This is a genomic window from Streptomyces scabiei 87.22 (assembly GCF_000091305.1).
Lineage (GTDB): Bacteria > Actinomycetota > Actinomycetes > Streptomycetales > Streptomycetaceae > Streptomyces > Streptomyces scabiei.
Genome location: NC_013929.1, coordinates 9,804,961 through 9,825,695, shown reverse-complemented (window position 1 = coordinate 9,825,695; position 20,735 = coordinate 9,804,961). Strand labels below are relative to the sequence as shown.

The 20,735-nt window shown below is 70.6% G+C and carries 18 protein-coding genes and 1 pseudogene; 6 read left to right on the top strand and 13 right to left on the bottom strand.

Annotation, left to right across the window (positions count from 1 at the left end):
* Positions 1-56: 56 nt before the first annotated feature.
* From SCAB_RS42115 to SCAB_RS42090, 6 genes are all read right to left on the bottom strand, one after another.
* Positions 57-1,973, bottom strand: coding sequence for a hypothetical protein (locus SCAB_RS42115; protein ID WP_013006180.1), 1,917 nt, complete (start codon positions 1,971-1,973; stop codon positions 57-59).
* A gap of 129 nt (positions 1,974-2,102) precedes the next feature.
* Complete coding sequence (locus tag SCAB_RS42110) at positions 2,103-3,047, bottom strand: 5'-nucleotidase (RefSeq protein WP_013006179.1); 945 nt, start codon at positions 3,045-3,047, stop codon at positions 2,103-2,105.
* A gap of 198 nt (positions 3,048-3,245) precedes the next feature.
* On the bottom strand, positions 3,246-4,439 hold the full coding sequence (locus SCAB_RS42105; RefSeq protein WP_013006178.1) for a non-reducing end alpha-L-arabinofuranosidase family hydrolase: 1,194 nt from the start codon (positions 4,437-4,439) through the stop codon (positions 3,246-3,248).
* Between the two features lie 428 nt (positions 4,440-4,867).
* Positions 4,868-5,338, bottom strand: coding sequence for a hypothetical protein (locus tag SCAB_RS42100; protein WP_041670200.1), 471 nt, complete (start codon positions 5,336-5,338; stop codon positions 4,868-4,870).
* A gap of 467 nt (positions 5,339-5,805) precedes the next feature.
* Complete coding sequence (locus tag SCAB_RS42095) at positions 5,806-6,381, bottom strand: DUF4232 domain-containing protein (RefSeq protein WP_013006175.1); 576 nt, start codon at positions 6,379-6,381, stop codon at positions 5,806-5,808.
* Between the two features lie 397 nt (positions 6,382-6,778).
* Positions 6,779-7,588, bottom strand: a complete 810-nt coding sequence (locus SCAB_RS42090; protein ID WP_013006174.1) for an IclR family transcriptional regulator domain-containing protein — start codon at positions 7,586-7,588, stop codon at positions 6,779-6,781.
* Positions 7,589-7,830: 242 nt separating this feature from the next.
* Between SCAB_RS42090 and SCAB_RS45755 the strand changes: the two are divergent.
* Positions 7,831-7,986 (top strand): annotated as a pseudogene (locus SCAB_RS45755) (lyase family protein); the annotation flags it as partial.
* A 5-nt stretch (positions 7,987-7,991) separates the two neighbouring features.
* On the opposite strand, the gene SCAB_RS42085 reads toward SCAB_RS45755, so the two are convergent.
* The 4 genes from SCAB_RS42085 to SCAB_RS42070 all read right to left on the bottom strand — a co-directional run bounded on the left by SCAB_RS42085 (position 7,992) and on the right by SCAB_RS42070 (position 11,573).
* Positions 7,992-8,435, bottom strand: a complete 444-nt coding sequence (locus tag SCAB_RS42085) for an Lrp/AsnC family transcriptional regulator (RefSeq protein WP_013006173.1) — start codon at positions 8,433-8,435, stop codon at positions 7,992-7,994.
* Positions 8,436-8,516: 81 nt separating this feature from the next.
* Positions 8,517-9,287, bottom strand: a complete 771-nt coding sequence (locus SCAB_RS42080; protein WP_013006172.1) for a cyclase family protein — start codon at positions 9,285-9,287, stop codon at positions 8,517-8,519.
* A 127-nt stretch (positions 9,288-9,414) separates the two neighbouring features.
* Entirely contained in the window at positions 9,415-10,878 is a 1,464-nt protein-coding gene (locus tag SCAB_RS42075) for an amino acid permease (RefSeq protein ID WP_013006171.1), read from the bottom strand.
* Positions 10,879-11,030: 152 nt separating this feature from the next.
* Positions 11,031-11,573, bottom strand: a complete 543-nt coding sequence (locus SCAB_RS42070) for a hypothetical protein (RefSeq protein WP_231885193.1) — start codon at positions 11,571-11,573, stop codon at positions 11,031-11,033.
* Between the two features lie 198 nt (positions 11,574-11,771).
* On the opposite strand from SCAB_RS42070, the gene SCAB_RS42065 reads away from it, so the two are divergent.
* From SCAB_RS42065 to SCAB_RS42055, 3 genes are all read left to right on the top strand, one after another.
* A complete protein-coding gene (locus SCAB_RS42065; RefSeq protein ID WP_231885191.1) occupies positions 11,772-12,524 on the top strand; it encodes an IclR family transcriptional regulator in 753 nt (250 codons plus the stop codon).
* 197 nt (positions 12,525-12,721) lie between these two features.
* The gene (locus SCAB_RS42060; RefSeq protein ID WP_049875820.1) at positions 12,722-14,221 is read left to right on the top strand and encodes a helix-turn-helix domain-containing protein; all 1,500 of its coding nucleotides are present in this window, start codon (positions 12,722-12,724) and stop codon (positions 14,219-14,221) included.
* A gap of 350 nt (positions 14,222-14,571) precedes the next feature.
* Entirely contained in the window at positions 14,572-14,856 is a 285-nt protein-coding gene (locus SCAB_RS42055; RefSeq protein ID WP_013006167.1) for a GlsB/YeaQ/YmgE family stress response membrane protein, read from the top strand.
* 262 nt (positions 14,857-15,118) lie between these two features.
* Here the strand turns inward: SCAB_RS42055 and SCAB_RS42050 are convergent, their stop codons facing one another.
* From SCAB_RS42050 to SCAB_RS42040, 3 genes are all read right to left on the bottom strand, one after another.
* Positions 15,119-16,633, bottom strand: a complete 1,515-nt coding sequence (locus tag SCAB_RS42050; protein WP_013006166.1) for a carboxylesterase/lipase family protein — start codon at positions 16,631-16,633, stop codon at positions 15,119-15,121.
* Between the two features lie 354 nt (positions 16,634-16,987).
* Complete coding sequence (locus SCAB_RS42045; RefSeq protein ID WP_013006165.1) at positions 16,988-17,866, bottom strand: alpha/beta fold hydrolase; 879 nt, start codon at positions 17,864-17,866, stop codon at positions 16,988-16,990.
* A 25-nt stretch (positions 17,867-17,891) separates the two neighbouring features.
* A complete protein-coding gene (locus SCAB_RS42040) occupies positions 17,892-18,593 on the bottom strand; it encodes an SDR family oxidoreductase (protein ID WP_013006164.1) in 702 nt (233 codons plus the stop codon).
* A 222-nt stretch (positions 18,594-18,815) separates the two neighbouring features.
* Here SCAB_RS42040 and SCAB_RS42035 point away from each other — a divergent pair, with 222 nt between their 5' ends.
* Together SCAB_RS42035 and SCAB_RS42030 are read left to right on the top strand one after the other, a co-directional pair.
* Positions 18,816-19,370: a hypothetical protein gene (locus tag SCAB_RS42035; RefSeq protein WP_013006163.1), complete on the top strand. Its 555-nt coding sequence runs from the start codon at positions 18,816-18,818 to the stop codon at positions 19,368-19,370.
* A gap of 185 nt (positions 19,371-19,555) precedes the next feature.
* On the top strand, positions 19,556-20,596 hold the full coding sequence (locus SCAB_RS42030) for a vWA domain-containing protein (RefSeq protein ID WP_013006162.1): 1,041 nt from the start codon (positions 19,556-19,558) through the stop codon (positions 20,594-20,596).
* The last annotated feature ends 139 nt before the right edge of the window (positions 20,597-20,735 follow it).

The window sequence follows — 20,735 nt, the reverse complement described above, 5'->3', positions numbered from 1 at the left end:
CCGGGCCGGTGTGCCGGGTGTCCTGCCATGGACTCCCCCACCGCACGTCCGTCGGATCAGAGCGCTGCCACGGCTCCCGAGGCCGCGGCCAGGATGCGATACAGGACGGGGACCGGGATCGCCGGGTTGGTGACCGCCACGGATGCCGTGTCGCGGTCGTGCAGGAGCCCGGCCAGGACACGGGCCGGCAGCCTGGGACTGCGTGTCGCCGCGTGACGGACGAAGGACTCCGGGTCGTCCAGCAGCCGTACGGCGTCGGCCGGTGACAGCCGGGGGTCCTCGGCCGCGCGGCGGCGTACCTCGGGTTCGGGATCGTGGACCAGGCGTGCGACGTCGGCCGGTGTCGACTCCGGGTCGTCCAGGACCAGGCGGCGCATCCGCCCGCTGGGGTCGTCCGCATGGCGCAGCAGGCCCGTACGGGGGAAGTTCGGGTGGCTGCGCGGGCGGCCGGGGTGGGTGAAGCTGCCGTCCCACCAGCGCCAGACCTCCAGCAGCAGGTCGTCCGGCGCGTCGTCGCACGATTCGGCGAGGAACAGGCGAACGGCCCGGTCCTCGTCCCGGGCCAGAAGCTCCACGACGTCCGGCGGAAGGTGCCGGGCTCGCGCCACACTGCGGCGGACCAGCGGGTGGGACGACGCGGCGAGGCGGCGCATGGCGTCGGCATCACCGTGCAGGTCGCGCACCCAGGGCAGGGTGCGGGACATCAGCTGGGGGTCGAAGTCGTGGCGTACGGTGGCGCGTCGCTCCTCGGTGAGGTCGGGGCGCAGCGCCACCGCCGAGCGAACGCCTGCCTGGGGATCCTCCGCCAGCACGGCGACGCCGTCGGCGCTCAGGCCAGGATTGGCGGCCAGCGCACGGCGTACCCCGGCGTCCCCGTCCCGGACCAGCTCCGCCTCCAGCTCGGGCGCGAGGCGGCATCGTTCGAGCGCCGGCGACGGGTCGGGCAGGGCGGCGAAGACGTCGCGCGGCATGGGGACGCCGGCGTGGTGGGCGAGCAGCGCGGCCGTACGGACGCTGTCGTCGGTGTCGGCCAGCAGCCGCTCCCGCGGTGACGCGGTGAGGTCGTCCCACCGAGCGCAGGCAGCCTCCCTCACCCCGGGATCGGCGTCGGCCGCGAGGTCCGGGAGACGGTCGGCGGGAAGCCCGGGGAACCGGGCGGCCAGGTCGCGGGACGGGCCGGCGAGGAATTCGTCGTACAGGTCCTCGGGAAGGTAGACGCCCCACACGCAGGCCTGCTCCGCCCAGAGCACGCGCCGGCTCGGTGAGGGTTCGGCGCGGACGAGACGTATCCACTGATCGGGCGTGAGCTTGGGACGGAAGGTGTCGGCCGGCCTCGCGCGCACCCGTGGATCGGGGTGCGCGACGGCGGCGTCGAGAACGGCGGGCCGCTCGCAGCCGTGCAGGAAGCCGCCCGCGACATCCAGCAGTTCGATCAGCAGTTCGTCCGGCGCGGCCGGATTCGAGCCGATGCCCTCCGCCCAGCGCAGAGGCCACGCGGGCCGGCCGGGCACCGCTGCCCACGCCTCGTCGCGCTCGGCCGCCGTCTCGCGCGCGGCGGCCGCGGCGGCCTCCTCCAGCCGTTCCGGCAGCCGGTCCACCGCGGTCACCCGGGTGCCGTCCTCGCCGGGCACCTCGGCGAGCAGCACCTGCCCGTCGAGGGAGAGCGCCACGAACCCGGGGTCCCCGGTCAGCCCCGGTACACCGGCTCCGTCGTATCGGACGCGGGTCCACCAGGCGTCGTTGCCGCCGATCCTGTGTCCGAGGACGGCCACCAGGAATTCACCGTCGGCGTCCACGAGACGGCGCCACCACGCGGCGTCGAGCGCTTCCCGCACGGCACCGTCCGGTGCCGCGACGCCTCGTGCGATGCGCCAGCCGGCTTCCGGCGGGAACAGGTCCCCTGGACGTACGTCCTCGACAAGCGTGAGTCCGGCGCACGGGAGCAGTTCGTGGAGTTTCTCTCGGGGATGCACGCGATCATGATCCCCGTCGGCTCGGCAGTCGGACAAGGGCATCGGGCAGGGGCGTGGGACAGGGGTGTGGAGGCAGGGGTGTGGAGGCAGGGGTGTGGGACAAGGCCGTCAGCCTGGGCGTCGGGTCCGTCAGGGCGTCGGCGCGTCCGGTGCGTTGATCTTCCCGAAGGGCACATGCACGCTGGGCGTGCTGCGGGCGGTGCCGGTCAGATGCCCCACCTGATCGTCGAAGAAGATATGGGGCCTGAGCACTTCCATGATCGTGCTCTTGTCTATGCCGCCGAGGAAGAAGGCGTTGTTGACGGTCACGCCCCAGTTCTTCAGGCTGCGCACCGACCGTTCGTGGGCGGGCGCGTCGCGGGCCGTGACGAGGGAGACGTGGACGCGGCTGGTGTAGTCGGCGTCTCCGGCCCGTCGCTCCTCCTCCCGCCGCTGGAGCATGTTCACGCCTGCGAGGAAGTCGCGCAGCGGGCCCGGATCGTGCGGGGTGGCCGCGTTCGCCGTCTCGTGGAAGCGGAAGCCCTCGATGCCGTCGGCCTGGTAGACCTGTTCCGAGGCGTCGTCGGCAAGGACTCCGTCGAAGTCGAAGGCGATCCGCAGATCCTGGTCGTCGCCCACGTCCGCCACGGCCGGACCGATCACGCGCCCGGCGGGCAGCCCCAGCGCGACGGCCTCGCGGACGTCGTCCTCGTTCGCGGACAGAAACAGGGACATGTTCAGGGCGGGCATGAAGTGGTACGGCGAGCGGCCCTGCATGAAGATCGCCCGGCTGATCGGCAGGTTGTGGGTCTGGATCGACCGCATGACCCGCAGACCGGTGTCGGGGTCGTTGCGGGACAGGATGATGACCTCGACCAAGGGGTCGTCGGGCGAGAGGTCGTTCAGGGACAACAGCCTGCGGATGAAGGGGAACGCGACCCCTTTCCCCAGAGTGTCGTCGACGTGGTCCTCCTGGTACGCGCGATAGGCGTCCTCACCTTGGTCGCGGAAGACGGCGTCCGCCTCGGCCAGGTCGAACAGTGCGCTGGAGGCGACACCGACGACCAGACGGTTCCTCAGCTCGTAGACGGCCACGACATCCTCCCCCGCACTGCTGCGCCCACACGCCCCCACATCGTAGATCGGCGCGCGCCACGGGGGTGGGCGGCGCCGGGGGCGCACTGGGGGCCGGACGACCGCCACGACCGCCACGACACCGACCGTACGAGAGAGTGCCTGACGGGAAAGCAGTCCTGTCAGGCACTCGTTCATCGGCGTCCTGGACGTGCCAGGTCAGCGCTGCAGGGTCAGGACGCCCGGCCGCCAGGGCAGTTGGTTGTACGGACCGCTCGCCGAGGGGGACTTGCCCTGGTAGAGGAACTGCAGGTTGCAGGGGTCGATGGTCATGGTCTGGTCGGGGTTGTTGCGGACCAGGTCGCCGTGGCTGATGTCGTTGGTCCACCCGGCACCGCTGTTGGCCTTGCCCGCGAAGGGATTGTTCTCGCTGGTGGCCTGTGGCGTCCACGAACCGCCCAGGCTGCTGGCCGTGAACGAGCGGAAGTAGCGCCGCTCGCTCGCGCCCCGAGCCTCGACGATCATGAGGTACTGGTTCGCACCCTGGACCTTGTAGACCTGCGGAGCCTCGAACAGGTTCTTCTCGGTGTCGCTCATGATCGTCGTGTACGACGAACCGAAGCTGCCCGGGAAGTTCCCGATCGGCATGCTCGCCCGGTAGATCTTGCCGTTGTCACCGGCGAAGAACAGGTACATGTTCTGGCCGTCGGCGATCAGCGTCTGGTCGATCGGACCGGTGCCCGAGCCCGAGATGCTGCCGGTGAACAGTGGCTTCGGCGCGGACCAGCCGTTGGGATTGGTGGGGTCGCTCGACGTGCGGTAGATGAAGGGCCACGAACCCCACTGGTACGCCAGCACCCAGACGTTCTTGGGTGCGAAGTAGAACAGGGTCGGTGCCACCGCGGCCTGGTTCATGCCGGCCTGGCCGGCCGAGGCCATGTCCGACCAGTTCGTGAAGGGGCTGAACCGCATCGAGCCGTAGGACGATCCCGCCACGTTCGACGCGTAGACCAGGTGCTTTCCGTTGTACGTCACGGTGGTGAAGTCCTTCACCGAGGCCCACCCGTTCGCCGGCTGCGCCAGCGCGCCCGTCGATGTCCAGCGGTACGTCGACGGAAGGGCGCACGCGGCGGTTGCCGCCTGCGCCGGGTTGGCGACGAGTGACGCCGCCGTCGAGACCAGGGCCGCGACCGTGGCGGCCAGACCCAGGGACAGACGCTTTCGGGTGAAGTTCGCTTTGCGCATGACGACCTCTCGATTCTTGGGTGAGGGGCTGGGGCTACGGACGGCGTGGCCGGTCCGCCCGCCGTCCGTGATCAGCCGGAGTCCGGCAGGGCCGCGGTCTCGAATCAGGTCCGGCAGTGACGCGTGCATGACATCGACATGAGTGACGTACTCCCTGCGGCTCGGCATTGCGTGGGCTCGACCGGAACCGCCTCGCTCTGCGGGCGGGCAGGTCCGGCGTGTGCGTGATATCGAACGAGGGGCGAAGTGTCGACCAATCGGATCATAGGGAAGCGACAGGCGACGTCAATACTTCACGCAAGATTCGCCATGGGCGCCGAATTTTTCGAATTGCCTCGCGAGGCGGACGGGAGAGCGGTGCGGGCGGAGCGGCCCGGCCCGGTCGCGCGCGCAGCCGATCGCCGTGCCGCCGGTGGCGCCGCTGACCGCGTCAAGTCACTGGAAGGAGGTTCGGTCAGGCCCCAGCCCTGGGGGGGCGCAGTGGCGGCGGTGCGCCTTGCATCAGCGAAGAGCAGCCCGGTAACACCGCACACCGCGCCGCGCCGCCCGCCGCGCCGAAGAGCGGGCCGCAGATGTGCCGCCGCCCGCCCTCCGGGTCAGCGCGGCAGCGTCACCCTCTCGAACAGGTACATACCGACGATCTTCCCCTTGATCGCCACGCGCTGCCCCGACGACAACCACTTGTCGCGCGACTCCTCGCCCAGCTGCACGTAGAGGTACTGAGCGGTATGCAGCTTCCAGCCGACGTCCTCGATGCGCGAGAGAAGGTCGCCGCGCGGCGAGGGAGGCGCTTCAGGGCGGTCCGCCTTGATCCTGCCCACCACGGCCGGCGAGCCGAGGTCCATCCCCGTGTTGCCATAGGGGTTCAGACTGCCTGAGCTGCGCTGGTCGATCTCGGTCTCGAACCAGCCGTCACCACGTTCGAACGCCAGGCGCGCCTGTTCGAGGATGGGGCCCTGGAGCCGTTCCACGAAGTCGTCCCATTGATCGGCAGCGGCGTCCTCTCGGACTTCCGCCCGAGCCGCGAGCTCTTCCTGTCTGCTCTGCCACCGCTCCTGGAACCCCATCGGCATCTCCTCACATCGGCCGGCCGTCGAGTGCGGCGGCCCGTTCAGTCCGCTGCTTACACCGGGCGGCTCGAAAGCGGCAAGGTCAGGGGCACGTTGCGGGACACCTGCACAGGACTCCGCTCGATGGATGTCCCGAAACTTTCGCCGAGCCCCCGTCAGGGACAGGAGGTGGTGGACCGCCTGCGGACGTAGGCGGTGCCGAGGTTCTCGGCCTCGACGTGGACGGGGGTGGCGCTGCCTCGCCGATCGCGGGTCTGTCCGTCGGCCACGCGGGTGGGTGGGTGACGCGCTGCGCCCACCTGCCGTACCCATGCCCTGGACTTGAGGACATGAGTGTCCCAGGGATGGGCGTAGGGCAAGTGGGCGCGCGTGGAGCTGTCGTGTCATCGGCCGGTGTTGAGCCAGCGATCAGCGGAACCCTGAGGGCCGGTCAATCGCCGGGAAGCGGTGCCGGTCCGGGTCCATCACTGCGACATGATGAAACGCAGGGCGAGACCGGATGCGGTCGTCCAGTAGGTGACCCGCTGGAAGTCGTTGGCGTACAGCGTCGGGACGGGCATGGGGACATCGATCGGCTTGCCCGCGGTGCTGCCGGACTGGCTGCCCTGGAGGCTGAGGGTGATGCTCTTGGCCTCGTACACGTCCATGGGGCCGTTGACGAGCAGAGCGGCATACGCCTCCTGCCCTGGAGCGAGGGTGACGGGCACGCCCGGGGTGGCGTCGCTCTCCTTGATCACGGGGGCCGTGGTCCGGCCGGCGCCGAGCCGTACGAGGGGGTAGCGGTAGAGGTTGCACTTCTTGTCGCCGGCGTTCTGGACGGTCAGGAGAAGGTGCCGGGCGTCCTTGCTGTCCGCGGGCTCCTTCGTGGCGGAGACCCCGAGGACCTTCTGGGAGCAGGCGGCGATGGTGGCCTTGGCGGCCTTGGCGTTGGCCGTCTGCGGCCCGATGGCGGACGCCTGTGCCGACACACCGCATCCGAGAGCCAGGACGAGCCCTGCGGCCACGGCCACTCGGCGGACGGAGAGGGGCTTCGTGTTCATGTGTGTGTTCCTCTTCTGATCGGTGTATGGGCGTATCGGTGTATCGGTGTATCGGCTCAACCGGCTATCGGCATGTCGGCATGTTGATATGCGAGTGAGCGAAGACGTTCGGACGCTTGCCTGCACGTTCGCGCCCCGTACCCGGACGAGTCGGGGTGTGAGCCGCGGTGTCGCGGCGCCGCCGTCGGGTCGGCCGCTCAGCCGGTGCGACAGACATAGCGTCGGACGCCTCGCGGGCCGGGAGCAATGCCTGCCCCCAAGATGCAACGGTGGGGTGATCCCACCCCCGGTGAACTGCAGAAACGCGGCAGCCTGGGATGCCCGTCCGAGATGCGGAGCCCGGCAGGGAACGCTGTCGTTCGCAAGGAGACGAAGACGTACGAGGGTGGGGCAGGCCCTAGCGGTCGGTCGCGTCGTCGTCGATGGATTCCGCCAGTGCGGCGGCGGCCGTGGTGAGGGCGCTGTGCAGCGTGCGCTCGCGGGAGAGCAGCTCCTGCTGTCTGCCGACGACCGACACGGCAGCGCGGATGTGTCCGCCGGTGTCGCGCACGGGCACGGCGTACTCGGTGACGCCGTGTTCGAACTCGCCGTGCGCCGCGATGATGCCGCGCAGGCGGTCACGGTCGTTGGCGGCGGTCAGTTCCGCGGCGGAGTGGGCGGCGTTGGGGCCGCCGACGCCGATCAGCTCGTAGTCGTCGAGCAGGGTGGAGATCTCCTCGGCGGTGTGGTCGAGAAGGAGCGCACGACCCGCGCCGGTGCACCAGCACGGGGTGACGAGACCGGCCCGGCCCGGCCATTCCTGGACGAAGTCCGCGGCGGACTCGGCACGCAGCAGCCGGACCTGGACGCCGTCGCGGACGGACAGGCGTGCGCCGACGCCGTGTTCGACGGCGATACGGCGCAGGAGCGGGCGGCTGCGGCGCAGCAGCCCCGGGTGCAGGGAGGCGGCGGCGGCGAAGAAGGCGTTGCCGACGCGCAGGGTCGAGTCGTCGCGACGTTCGAGGAAGCCCTTGTCGCACAGGTCCTGGGTGGTGCGTGACGCCTTGCTGCGCTCGACACCGACCTCGTCGGCGAGCCTGCTCACATTGAAGCCGGTCCGGCCGGAGGCTTCGCGGTCCAGCACGGTGTTGACCATGCGCAGGGCCATCCGCAGCGAGGAGGCCGCTCCCGGGCCCGGCTGCCCGGATGAGGGACCGTTGGTCGTCACCCGGGCACTATATCGGGCCGATGATCCACGGCTCGGGGTGGCGGCGGAGCCTGCATGGCTGGAAACGACCTCGCGCTCAGCGGCTTCGACGGAGTGAGCCGTGCTCAGGGCACCGGGTTCCGGATCGAGAGCGACGCGCTGGGGGGGAGACGGTGGTGTCCGTGGAGGCGTACTGGGGCGTGCACACGGCATGGGCCCTGGCCCAGGTGAAGCATGCCGCGGCTCTGCCCAACGGCGAGATCGGTGTGCTGGAGCGGACGGCGGTGAAACTTTCGAAGGTGTGCAGCGACCTGCGGCTGCTCGGCAGCGGACCGCGCGCGGGTCTGGCGGAGATCAACCTCCGGCCACGACAGACCGGTTCGTCGGTCATGCCGGGCAAGGTGAACCCGGGGATCCCTGCGGATCATGAGCGGCGCGGTCGGCTGACGACCCGGGACAGCGCCAGCGCTGTCACCGTGTCCCGTACACCGGGCATCTGGGCGATCTGTTCCCAGATGCCCTGTACGCGTTCCAGGGAGGCGGCCTCCACACTGACCAGCAGGTCGAACTGGCCGCTGAGGACGTCGCAGGAGACCACCTCGGGGATGCGTTTGAGCGCGGCGAGGACGTCCCCGCCGCGCATCCGGTCCTCCCGGTAGACCAGGACGTGCGCCGCGACCGTGGTCCGGTCCGGCCCGCACGAGGGACGGACGATCGTGTAGCCGCCGATGTGTCCCTGACGTTCCAGACGCTCGACGCGCTGGCGTACGGCGTTGCGGGACAGCCGTACGCGCTGGCCCAGTTCGGCGTGGGAGATCCGGGCGTTGCGGGTGAGTTCGGTGATGATCTGCTCGTCGATGGAGTCCATGGCGGTGTCCGTCTCCTGACTGGCCGAAGGCTCCGGTGGCCTGAGGCCACCGGAGCCGTGTGTGTGCGGGTACGCCCGGGTTCAGTCCTGGTGGTGCAGGGCGAAGACGCGGGCGGGGAAGCCCGAACCGCCCTGGGGCTTGGGCCAGGTGGCGACGATCAGCGCGCCCGCCTCGGGAACCCGGTCGAGGCCGGCCATCAGCTCGATCTGCCAGCGGTCCCGTTCCAGGACGTAGCTCTCCAGGCTGAAGTCGCCCGCCGAGGTGGCCAGTCCGGGGTCCGTGTCGGTCTGCTCGTGACCTATCGCGGTGACGCCGGCCTCCTCGAAGAGGTACCGCAGGACGTCCGCCGACCAGCCGGGGTAGTGGCTGACGCCCGCCTCGTCCTTGTTGGCCATGGCGTCCGGGTCGGGCCAGCGGCGGCCCCAGCCGGTGCGCAGGGCGACGAACGACCCCTGCGGGACACGGCCGTTGCGGGACTCCCAGGCCGCGACGTCGTCGAGCGTGGGTACCGCGTCGGGATCGGCGGCGACGCGGTCGGAGATGTCGAGGACGACGAGCGGGAGGATCATCTCGTCGACGGGGATCTCATCCAGGGTCCGGGCTCCGGCGACGAAGTGCACGGGCGGGTCGACGTGGGTGCCCCACTGTCCGACGATCGTGTAGAGGTGCACGTTGAAACCGTCGCCGCGGGACATGTCGAAGGGCATCTCGCGCTTCTCGTCCGGGAAGGCGGGGAAGTGCGGCTGGCCGGGGTGGAAGGCGTGCGTGAGGTCGGTGCGGACCGTCTTGCCCATCAGCTCCCGGTGCAGGGCCCACAGGGGCGGTACGGCGGTGGCGGTGGCGGGTGTCATACGTGCTCGTCCTCTGTCTCGGTGATCATGCCTGGCTCTGCCGGCGCTGTCGGATCTGGTTGTCTGCCGCTGTGCCTGCCGACTCGGTGTGGTGCGGCAGGGCTTCATGCGTGGCCGGGGTGCGGCGTCACGCGACCGTCCCTGAGGCGCCTGAGGTGCCCGAGGTGCGGTGTCGGCCGTGCCGCAGCCAGTGGTAGAGGTAGCAGCCCGCGACGAAGGGGACGCCGAAGTACAGGGCGGTCGCCTGGGCCGGGTCCAGCGCGATACCGGCCAGCGAGGCGAGGCACAGGACGAAGGCGAGGACGGGCACCACCGGATAGAACGGCGTCCGGTAGGGCAGGGTGCGCGGGTCCCCTCCCTCGCGGACGAAGGCCCGCCGGTGGAAGAACTGTGCGGCGACGATGGACATCCAGACCCCCACCGCGGCGAATCCGGCGATCGACACCAGCACCAGGTAGACCGTCTCCGGCGCCGCGACACTGCTGACCAGGGAGGCCAGACCGCCGAGCATGCTGAGCGACAGCGCGGTCAGGGGGATGCCGCGGCGGGTGAGCCGGCGCAGCGCCTGCGGCGCCTGCTTCTCCTGCGCGAGGGAGAACAGCATGCGGGCGCAGGAGTACAGACCGCTGTTGCCGGCCGACAGCAGCGCCGTGATGATCACGAAGTTCATGACGTCGGCGGCGTAGGGGATGCCGATGGAGGAGAAGACGGTGACGAACGGGCTCTCGTCCAGGCCGACCTCGTCGTACGGGATGGTCGCGGCGATCACCGTGATCGCGCCGACGAAGAAGACCAGCAGCCGGATGACCGTGACGCGCAGCGCCTTGGGCACGGCCTGGGCCGGGTCCTCGGTCTCACCGGCGGCGACGCCGATCAGCTCGGATCCGGAGAAGGCGTAGAACGCGGCGAGCACGGTGACCAGGACGCCGGAGAAGCCGTGCGGGAACAGGCCGTCCTCGGTGCTGAAGTTCTCCAGCAGGAACGGATGGGAACCGCCCTCGGCGAGGGGGTGGAAACCGGCCAGCGCCGCGCCCCCGAGGACGATGAGGGCGACCACGGCGACGACCTTCACCAGCGAGAACCAGTACTCGGTCTCACCGAAGACGCGGGCCGAGAAGGCGTTCACCCCGAAGACGACGGCGGCGAAGACCACGCACCAGATCCAGACGTCGACGCCGGGGAACCATCTCTGCATCAGCAGCCCGCACGCCGTGAACTCGGAGCCGAGGGCGACGGCCCAGGTCAGCCAGTACAGCCAGGCGGTGGCGAAGCCCGTGGCCGGGCCGATCGAGCGGCTGGCGTAGACGTGGAACGCACCGGAGACGGGGTAGGTGACGGCGAGTTCGCCGAGGCAGGCCATCACCAGCCAGACGACGAACGCCCCCACGAGGTAGGCGAGGACGGCACCGAGCGGGCCGGCCTGGGAGACGGTGAATCCGGAGCTGAGGAAGAGCCCGGAGCCGATGACTCCCCCCATGGCGATCATGACGAGGTGCCGGGAGCGCATGGTGCGGCGCAGGCCGTCGCCGGGCGGCTCGGGAGCGGAGTCGGCGGTGGCCGGAGCGTTCTCCGGTACGGCTGAGACGGACATGGCGGTCTCCTCTGCGGAGCTGAGCGGAAGGGGCGGGGTGGGGGGGTGATCGGCACGGCATGGCTGTGGGGTGTGGCCACTTTCGACGGGTGGGGGTGCGCGTCGGGGTGTTCGCGCACAACCGAAGAGGTTGAGCGGGCTGAGGGGGTGGATCAGGCCCGGGACACGAGGTCCAGCGGGGCGGAGAGCTCGATCACCGGGATCTCCCAGGGGTGGGCGTCGGCGAGGCGGGCGAGCACCCGGGCCAGGTCGTCGTCGTCCGCCTCGGCGTCGACGTACGTCGTGACGGCGAGGGTGGAGGAGAGGAACCGTCCGCCGACCGAGCCGAGGGACGGGCGGGCGCCGGGCCGGACGGTGAAGCCCTCCGCACCAAAGGCGACCTCGAAGACGTCGCCGTAGACACCGAAGTCCCCCAGTTCTGGTGATGCCTCCAGGACCCGCAGGAGCGAGGCGAAGGACTCGTCGGCGCGCAGTGCTTCGAGGTCGCCTTCAGCGCACGCGGCGAGGGTGGCCGGACCGACGGGCCAGTACACCTTGACCGTCCGGACCGTCCGCCGCCGGACGGAGACGAGGGCGGCACTCCGCTCGGCTTCGGCCTCGGCTCCGGCTTCGGCTTCGGCTTCGGCTTCGGCTTCGGCTTCGGCTTCGGCTTCGGCTTCGGCTTCGGCTTCCGGTGTGATCGTCGTCGTGGCCATGCGCATGCGTCCCTCGGCTTTCGGGCGGTGGCTGATGGAGGGATGCTAGGCCGTGCATTAAATGCACGACAAGATGCAGATGCTGCACAATTTTGGGCAGTGCGCGAGGGCGGCGCTACAGTGCGGACCGACAGTCACGCGGCCGGCACCCCGGCGCAGGCACACGTCGGCACGGCGGAGGAGCACGTGGACTCAAGCGTGACGAAGGGCCTTGACGCCCTGTCGGCGCTCGCCCGAGGTACGGCCGGAGGGCCCCGGCCCGGTCCCGCCCCGTCCGTCTCGGAGCTGGCCCGGCAGATGGGCCGCGACCGCAGTCAGCTGTCCCGCATGCTCACCGCCATGGCCTCGGAGGAGTTCGTCGTCCGCGACGACGTGTCGGGAGGCGTCACGCCGCACTGGCGGCTCTACATGGCGGCACGCGACCTCACGGCCCACCGGCTGCGCACGGACGGGCTCACCGCCCTGGAAGGCATGGCGACCGAGACCGGCGAGAGCTGTTATCTCGGTGTCCTGGCAGGCGACACCACCGTGACCATCGCGGAGCGGGTGCCCCCCGGCAGCCGGCAGCTCGGCTCGTGGATCGGCCGTCCCTACCCGGCCTACTGCAGCGACTGCGGCCAGGCCCTGCTGAGCGACGCCGACGACGACGAGGTGGCCGCGGTCTTCAGCCGCACCGAGTTCGTCCGCCACGGCCCCAACACACCCACCGACCTGGACGACTTCCTGCGCCGCCTGGAGTTGACCCGGCGGCGCGGCTACTCCGTCGTCGACGAGGAGGCCGAGCCGGGCCTGTACTCGGTCGCCGTCCCGGTCCGTGACTTCACCGGCGAGGTCGTCGCCGCCGTGCAGGTCGTGGGGCCGCGGCGACGCCTGGAACCCAAGACCCGGGAGTGCGTGGCCGCCGCCCTGCGCTGGGGCCGCCACCTGGAGACCGCCCTGGTCGGCGCCTGACCGAACACCGCCGGACGTGACCGGGGAGTCCGGCACGGCTCCAACACGGCGGCGGGTGAGGGTGGTTGTGACGACAAGGCGGGCAGACGCATGCAACCGTCCCGGGCGCCAGGGCGTACAGGTAGGAGAGCGCCCGGATGCGGTCCCGGACCAGGACACGTGGGCCCGGGCACACGGATGGATGCGAGTACGACCACATGGATGCAATCCACGACGACGTTGTGGAGCTGGCGCTTCTGCTGACGCGTCTGAAGGAGCGGACGGACCGCAGCTACGCGGCCCTGGCCAAGCGGCTGGGCATGCATGCCTCCACGCTGCACCGCTACTGCGCGGGTGAGGCTGTTCCCGCGGACTTCAACGGGATAGAGCGGTTCGCCGCGCTCTGCGGAGCCTCTTCGGAGGAGCGCGTGGAGTTGCACCGCCGGTGGATCCTGGCCGTCGCGGCCCGGCAACGCTCACGCGCGTCCGAAGCGCGGCGGGCTCCCACGCGGTCTGCCCCGCGCAAGGCGGCCGCGGCGGTGCCCGCGCCCCACGACACCGGAACGGCGGCCTCTGCCGCAGCCGCGCCCACGGCAGGGAGCGGTTCCGCTGCCTCCGCCGGGCCCACGCCCGACGGCATCGCCAGCGTCACCGCCGCCCCAGCCCCGTCCACGCCCCCCGGCGACTCGGTGGAGAAGACCCCCGGGCCTGCCACACCGGCCGGGCGGCAGGCCGGTGCCAGGCGTCTTGGGCGATGGCCCGTGCGGTCGCTGGCGCTGGCGGCCTCGTTGGCCCTCGCGCTCGCCGGTCTCACCTCGTCCGCTGCCGGGCGCCCTTCCGGTGACGGCGAGTCGTCGGCTTCCGCCCGCACCGCACCGAGGTCCTCCGTGTCGGCCCCGCACTGGGATGGCGGCCCGCGCTCCGTTGCCGCGCCTCCCTCCCGTGATCCCGAGTCGCCGTCCCCCGCCCGCACCACCCCGGAACCCTCGGAACCCGCCCCGCAGAGCGACGGCGGTTCGCGGGAGACGCGGGCGAGTGCAGACGCGGATTCACCGAAGGTCCCGCTCACCTGGACGGCCGACTCGCAGCTCTGGCAGCACGAGTGCGCCCATGACTACGTCATCGCCAAGCCGCCGGGGCAGGTCCCACCGCCGCCGTCCCCGACGGACGCGGCGGTGTGGGCGGCGTCCCAGGGCGCCGTACACGGGCGCACCACGGATCTGAGGATCTCGGTGCAGGGGCGCGGCTCCGCCGCCGTCGTACTGGAGGCCCTGCGGGTACGCATGGTCGACCGCGGTGTCCCCGCCGCCGACCGGGGCATCGCCTACTCCACGTACGAGGGCTGCGGAGCCATCCTCGTCCCTCGCCACTTCGCCGTGGACCTCGACGCGCGCCGTCCGCTGGCCCGTTCGGTACCCAGCAACGCCCCGGACAGGCCGGGTCCGGCGATCGACCTCCCCTATCAGGTGTCCCTGCGGAAACCCGAGATCCTGCTGGTCTCGGCCCAGACCAGGTCCTGCACCTGCGACTGGTACCTCGAACTCGACTGGTCCTCCGGGGGCCGCTCCGGAACGGTGCGCATCGACGACCACGGCCGCCCGTTCCGCACCACCAGCATCGAGGGGCTCAAGGAGTACTGGTACCGGAAATCCGACGGCTGGATTCCCATGACCCCGGCCTCGGAGGTGGCGGAGACCGGCTCGCCGGAAAATCCTTGATCGGCCTATCGGTCCGGTCGGCGAGCACCGTCAACGGGATCCGCGTATCCCCCGAAAGATGACTTCCATGCGAGCAGGACGAAGTGGCGTGAAATCCCCGGCGGAGCGTTTCAAATGATTCGGCCGATTCGGCTGATTCGACTGATTCGATGAAATGGAAGGCTCGACAGGGCGAGGAAGACGGGCGATCATCGTGCTCGGCCGCCTCCCCTCCAGTTCCCGACCCGCTCCCGACCGGCTCCCGACCCGCTCCCGGGTGACGCGTCCGAGGAACTGTCGCCGACTTCTGTTTGACGGCGTCTCTCTTGGAAACACGTCTGGCGAATCGAACGCAAGGGAGAATCGCTGCCATGAGCATCATCGCGTGGATAGCTATCGGTCTGCTCGCCGGGGCCATTGCCAAGGCGCTCATGCCGGGCAAGGACCCGGGCGGAATTATCGTCACCATGCTCATCGGTATCGCCGGAGGACTGCTCGGAGGATTCCTCGGCAAGGTGATATTCGGGGTCGACTCGATCGACGGATTCTTCGATCTCTCCACCTGGATCGCGGCCATCATCGGCTCCGTCATCCTCCTCGCGCTGTACCGGCTGTTCACGAACCGCGGACACCGGCGCGGGCACGCTCACGCCTGACGGGCCGATCAGGCGAAGCGTGAGGGGCGCGGCCCCGAGAAGTGAGGCAAGTGGGACAAGGGAAGTAAGCGAGTGCCCCCGTCGACAGACGGGGGCGCTCGCTGTCGTCCGCCTGGAGCCGATCGCCCGACGCGCCGGACGGACGGTCCGACTCCGGCAACGGACGTCAAGGCCCGCCGGCGCAGCGCCGCACGCAGGCCCTGTGCGATCCACCCGAGCGGAAGGACGACGACCCCTGCTGGTGAGCAGGGCGGTGACCAGGTCACGGACACAGGACGGGAAACTCGGCCTGGGCCCAGAGGGCGCGGACGGCAAGGTGCCCGTCGTCGGCGTGCCCGTCGTCGCCGGTGGTGGTGTCCGTGCTCCAGGTTCTGTGATGACCGGAGTGGTCGACGGAGGGCCATCCCGGATCACCGGTGGTGGCGAAATCGGCCCACGCGCGAACCATGCGCCGTGAGAGTCCGTGGTCAGCCGGGGTGGGTGCTCCGCCGATGAGGAAGGACAGGTGCTCATCGTCGAGGTTGCCGAAGGCGAAGGGGATGTCGGCGCAGTGCCAGGCCCGTACGACCCGGTCCTGTCCGGCACGACGGCGGTCGAAGCGCGACAGGAAGGCCCGGCCGCCGGCCCGGGCGTGCAGCTCGGCGAGCCGTTTGCCGTACTCGACGAACCTCAGGTCTCCGCACACGCGGAGATAGACATCCAGCACCGAGTCGTGGGGCATGGCGGCGCGATAGCCGGCCACCAGTCCCTCGGGGAGACGGTAGTCGTGGGCGAACCGGGCGAGCTGTTCGTCCGTGGTGACCTGAGCGCTGCTGCCGACGGCGTCGAACAGCCAGTACTCCTCCGTGGTGTGGCAGACCAGCAGGTCCACTTCCCGGGTCGCACCGGCCGCCATTCCGGTGAGGGGGTCGCTGGACACGACGTCGCCGTCGAGGACGGGCGCGTAGAGCACCGGGTCGTAGTGACGGGATCCGGAGGCGGGGTCGCGCCGGTAGCCGTCGACCACTCTGTCCGAGGCCATGACGAGCGTGTGCGGCGTCGCCGATGCCAGGCCCTCGGCCGTGGCACGACAACCCGCCGCGGCGGCGATCTCACGGGTGGTCGCGGCAGCGACTCGGTGCGGGTGGCAGGGGCTGGCGGGACTGTGGGCTATGGCTCGGTGGAACAGCCCCCGGGCGCGTTGCATCACCATCAGGAAGGCGACTGAGGCGGCCCCGGAGGACTGGCCGGCGATCGTGACGTTGCCGGGGTCGCCACCGAAGACGGCGATGTTCTCCCGCACCCAGCGCAGGGCCGCGACCTGGTCGAGCAGGCCACGGTTGTCCGGGCAGACAGGCGCCACGGCGTCAGGCACGTGGCCGAAGCCTTCGAAGCCGATGCGGTAGTTGAGGGTGACCACGACGAGACCGGAGCGGGCCAACGCGGTGCCGTCGAAGTCTGGTTGGGCCGAAGACCCGAAGGTGTACGCGCCACCGTGGATCCAGACCAGGACAGGCAGGCGGCCGCCCTCGGCCGCCGGGGTCCAGATGTTGACGGTGAGGATGTCCTCGTCGCCCGGCGACCACACGGGAGCCCCGGGCAGCCGCGCCGACTGCGGCGCGATCGGGCCGAACGCGGTGCAGTCCCGTATCCCGGTCCACTCCGCCGCGGGGACCGGCTCGCGGAACCGGTTGACGCCGAAGGGCGGGGCGGCGTAAGGGATGCCGAGGACGGCAACGACGTCGGCACAGGCCCGGAAGCCGCGCACCGCACCGCTCTTCGTCCTGAAGACACGCATGGGAGATCCGCCTCTCGCTTCCCGCAGCCGGAACGTCCGGGTGGGGCTTCAGCCTTGCATCACGAGGCGGCCGAGGACGGACGGCAGGTGCTGGGCGGCTTCGGGCGGTGGCTTCGGGCGGTGGCTTCGGGCGGTGGCTTCGGGCGGTGGCTTCGGGCGGTGGCTTCGGGCGGTGGCTTCGGGCGGTGGCTTCGGGCGGTGGCTTCGGGCGGTGGCTTCGGGCGGTGGCTTCGGGCGGTGGCTTCGGGCGGTGGCTTCGGGCGGTGGCTTCGGGCGGTGGCTTCGGGCGGTGGCTTCGGGCGGTGGCGCCCCTGCCTGGGCGGCAGGGGCGCCACCAGAACAGGTGCCCCCGTGTCACACTCCCGCGTTCAGCAGGTCGGCCAGGACCTCGGGCCGTTCCAGGGAGATGAAGTGGCCCGCCGACGGCACGTGGGTGAAGGCGGCGTCCGGCAGCAGCCGCCTGTTCGCTTCCCGGTCCGAGGGCCGGGACCAGTCGTGCTCGCCGTAGACGAGGTGCACGGGGGCCTTGACCTCGGGGTAGCGCGAGCGGGCCGCGATCAGGGTGGGCAGGGCCTGGTACACGGCTCGCGCGACGGCCGGGTAACCGGGGCGGCCGCCCACCTGGAGGAGTTCGTCCACGTAGTCCTCGCGCAGCGCGCTCCGGTCGCCCAGGCCGCCGCGAAGGATTCTGGCGAGGGCGGGCCTGGGCTCCACCCCCGCGATCACCGGGCCCACCCCCGGCGTGAGCACCCCGCCGACCACCACACGGGCGAGGAGGCCGGAGCGGGCGATCCCGCCACGGAAGTCGTAGGTGTTGACCGCGACGACGCGCCGCACCCGCTCCGGGAGATCGGCCGCGGTGGTGAGGGCGAGCACCGCCCCCATGGACTCCCCCGCCAGTGTCACGTCGTGGAGGTCGAGTGCGGTGAGGAGCCGGTGGACGCCCGCGCGCATGGCCGGTTCGTCGTAGGAGGCGCCGGGCACGATCTCGGAGTGGCCCATCCCCGGCAGGTCGAGGGCGTACACGGTGTGGTGGTCCGCGATCAGCGGGATGAGGTGGCGGAAGTGCTCCGCCTGGGTGCGCACGGTGTGCAGCAGGACCAGCGGAGCGCCGGTGCCCGCCTTGAGGTAGCGCAGCCGCCCCTCGTGGCCGTGTCCTCCCGCGCGCGGGGCGAGGGTGTGGCTGGTGGTCCCGGGGATCGTGATGGTGGGGCGTGACCCGTGGTGGGGCATCTCGTCGACTCCTCGTGCCTGCGGGTTACTTCGCCAACTGGGGGTACAGCCCGGCCAGTTCGCCGGCCAGGCCTGCCTTGACCTGCCGCGAGATGTCGTCGGCGAGCACCTCGTGGGCATCGGCCTCGACGCCGTCGAGGGCGAGGGCGGCGATGGCGCGGGGGTCGGACTTGGGCGCGTCGACGCCGGCGGCGAGGTCGGTGTCCACGTAGCCGACGTGCAGTCCGGTGACGGCGATGCCGCGCGGGCGCAGCTCCAGGCGCAGGGAGTTGGTCTGTGACCACAGGGCGGCCTTGGAGGCGCTGTAGGAGCCGCCGAGGGCGAGCCAGGAGAGCACGGAGTGCACGTTGAGGAGGTGGCCGCCGCCATTGCGCTCGATCACCGGCACCAGGGCCCGGGTGACCAGGAGCGGGCCGTAGAAGTTGGTCTCGAACTCCCGGCGGACGTCCTCCACCGAGGAGTCGAGGAAGGACGCGCCGACCGAGGCGCCGGCGTTGTTGATCAGCACGGTGATGTCCTGCGCCTGCGCGGCGGCCGCCGCCACGGACTCCGGGTCGGTGACCTCCAGAGACAGGGGGACCGCGTCGGGGTGCGTCACGTCGCGCGGGTCGCGGGCCGTGGCGTAGACCTTGCCGGCGCCGCGCGCGTAGAGCTCCTCCACCAGGGCCTTGCCGATGCCCCGGCTGCCGCCGGTGACGAGGACGTGTGCGCCCTTCAATGCGGTCATGCTTGCCTCCACAACAGGAAACCGATCGGTTTCCACCAAGGTAAACCGATCGGTTTCCTCACGCAAGCTCGACGGGCGCCCCGTCACGCCCTGTCACCCCCGTCCCGCACAAACCCGCAAGAGGTGAGGCGATCGGCGGAGTAAGGTCCTCGCCGGGTCACCAGGACACCGGGTCACCGCGTCGCTCATCCACGCCGGACACACCACATCGAGGAACCGTCTTTGACACCGCATTCCCTGGCGTTCTACGTGGACGTCGTCACCACCGGCACCGTGCTCGGGGCGGGTCCCGCGGACTCCCCCGCACGGGTGGCCGAGATCCTGGGGCCCGCCTTCGTCGAGGACACCTTCGGCGACCACAGCATGTGCCGCGACTACGGGCTCACCGAGTTCTACTGGGACCGTGACCGCGCCGACCGTCCCTGGTCGGGCCACCACTTCACCGTGCAGGTGCACCGGCTCGCGCACCGGAACCGCGCCCTCGCCGACGACACGCTCCGCACGCGGTACGGACGGTTCGCCCGCAGGCTGCGGTTCGAGAAGCTGCACCGCCTGCTGGTGCGCCGCGGGGTCCACCTGAAGGAGGTCCCGGCGACGCCCGCGTCCGCCCCGCACTTCCGGACCTTCTGGCAGCCCGGCTCGAACGTCGCCGTCACGTTCGTGAGCTCCTACGGCGAGTACGACACACCGGACGGTCTGCGGGTGGGCGACCTGTACAGCCTGCACGCCCCGATGACGGCCGAGGAAGTGGAGTGGCGGCGGACGCAGGCCGGTTGAACGGGCAGCGGAGGCAGCGCTCCGCCGACTCCGGTCGGCCTCCCGGACGTCCGCTCCCCCATGGAGTTCCGGCCTCCCGGACGTTCGCCCACCCCACTGCGTTCATGATCGATTGTCAGTGGTGGGTGAGAAGGTGGATGCATCAGGTCGGGAAGCCAACAGGCCGCGAAATTGGGGGATTTTCCATGTCCGGAAGCCAGAACTACATCAACCACGTCGCTCTCGTGCTGGATGCCAGTTCGTCCATGTCGCACCTGAGCCGCAAGGTCGTGGAGGTCGCCGACCAGCAGATCGCCTACCTCGCCCGCCGGTCGGGGGAACTGGACCAGGAGACCCGGGTGACCGTGTACGTCTTCTCGGACAAGGTGGAGTGCGTCATCTACGACAAGGACGTGCTGCGGATGCCGTCCTTGAAGCAGCTGTACCGTGCCGGGGGAATGACCGCTCTGCTGGCGGCGGCGCTGAAGTCGCAGCGGGAACTGGCGCAGACGGCTCAACTGTACGGCGACCACAGCTTCCTGACGTTCGTGCTGACCGACGGACAGGAGAACGCGAGCCACCGCTGCCCGGACGCCCCGGCCAGGAACCAGCGTGAACTGGTCAAGGCCGTGGCCGAGATGATCGCGACCCAGGACGACAACTGGACGCTGGCCGTCCTGGTGCCGGACCAGATGGGCAAGCGCGAAGCCATGCAGTGCGGTTTCCCGAAGGACAACATCGCCATCTGGGACGCCACGAGCACCCAGGGCCTGGAGGAGGCCGGTCAGGTCATCCGGCAGGCCACCGAGAACTTCATGGTGGGCCGCACCCAGGGCATCAGGGGATCGCGGGCGGTGTTCTCCACCGGCGCGGAGGCCGTCAACAAGGAGACCATCGCGGCGGCCGGCCTCACCCCGGTGGAGGCGTCGAAGTACCAGCTCATCCCGGTGGCCCGGGACGCGGCGATCCGGGAATGGGTCGTCGAGTGCGGGCACACCTACCGCACCGGTTGCGCCTTCTACCAGCTGAGCAAGTCGGAGAAGGTCCAGTCGCGCAAGCAGATAGCGGTGCTGGAGAAGAAGACGGACCGTGTGTACACCGGGCCCGAGGCCCGAGCCTTGCTCGGCCTGCCGAACACGGAGATCCGCGTCAAGCCGGACCACAACGACGACTTCACGATCTTCGTGCAGAGCACCAGCGTGAACCGCAAGCTCGTACCGAACACCCGACTGCTGCTGATGCTCTGACGTTCGCCCGTCCCCTCGGGCCGCGGAGGCCGCGCCCTCCCAGCGGCCCACCGGCCAGGGAGACCGACGGGGCGGAAGGTGCCGTACGGGGAACGGCGACGGGGAACGGCTGTGCGGGTATGGACATGACAGGGCTGCG

Bases quoted from the DNA above. Each gene is read 5' to 3' on its own strand.
- SCAB_RS42040 (WP_013006164.1), bottom strand. From the start codon at position 18,593: ATGACCGCATTGAAGGGCGCACACGTCCTCGTCACCGGCGGCAGCCGG.
- SCAB_RS42045 (WP_013006165.1), bottom strand. From the start codon at position 17,866: ATGCCCCACCACGGGTCACGCCCCACCATCACGATCCCCGGGACCACC.
- SCAB_RS42060 (WP_049875820.1), top strand. From the start codon at position 12,722: ATGGATGCAATCCACGACGACGTTGTGGAGCTGGCGCTTCTGCTGACG.
- SCAB_RS42080 (WP_013006172.1), bottom strand. From the start codon at position 9,287: ATGACACCCGCCACCGCCACCGCCGTACCGCCCCTGTGGGCCCTGCAC.
- SCAB_RS42070 (WP_231885193.1), bottom strand. From the start codon at position 11,573: ATGGCCACGACGACGATCACACCGGAAGCCGAAGCCGAAGCCGAAGCC.
- SCAB_RS42105 (WP_013006178.1), bottom strand. From the start codon at position 4,439: ATGCCGAGCCGCAGGGAGTACGTCACTCATGTCGATGTCATGCACGCG.
- SCAB_RS42055 (WP_013006167.1), top strand. From the start codon at position 14,572: ATGAGCATCATCGCGTGGATAGCTATCGGTCTGCTCGCCGGGGCCATT.
- SCAB_RS42030 (WP_013006162.1), top strand. From the start codon at position 19,556: ATGTCCGGAAGCCAGAACTACATCAACCACGTCGCTCTCGTGCTGGAT.
- SCAB_RS42100 (WP_041670200.1), bottom strand. From the start codon at position 5,338: ATGGGGTTCCAGGAGCGGTGGCAGAGCAGACAGGAAGAGCTCGCGGCT.
- SCAB_RS42095 (WP_013006175.1), bottom strand. From the start codon at position 6,381: ATGAACACGAAGCCCCTCTCCGTCCGCCGAGTGGCCGTGGCCGCAGGG.
- SCAB_RS42085 (WP_013006173.1), bottom strand. From the start codon at position 8,435: ATGGACTCCATCGACGAGCAGATCATCACCGAACTCACCCGCAACGCC.
- SCAB_RS42050 (WP_013006166.1), bottom strand. From the start codon at position 16,633: ATGCGTGTCTTCAGGACGAAGAGCGGTGCGGTGCGCGGCTTCCGGGCC.
- SCAB_RS42075 (WP_013006171.1), bottom strand. From the start codon at position 10,878: ATGTCCGTCTCAGCCGTACCGGAGAACGCTCCGGCCACCGCCGACTCC.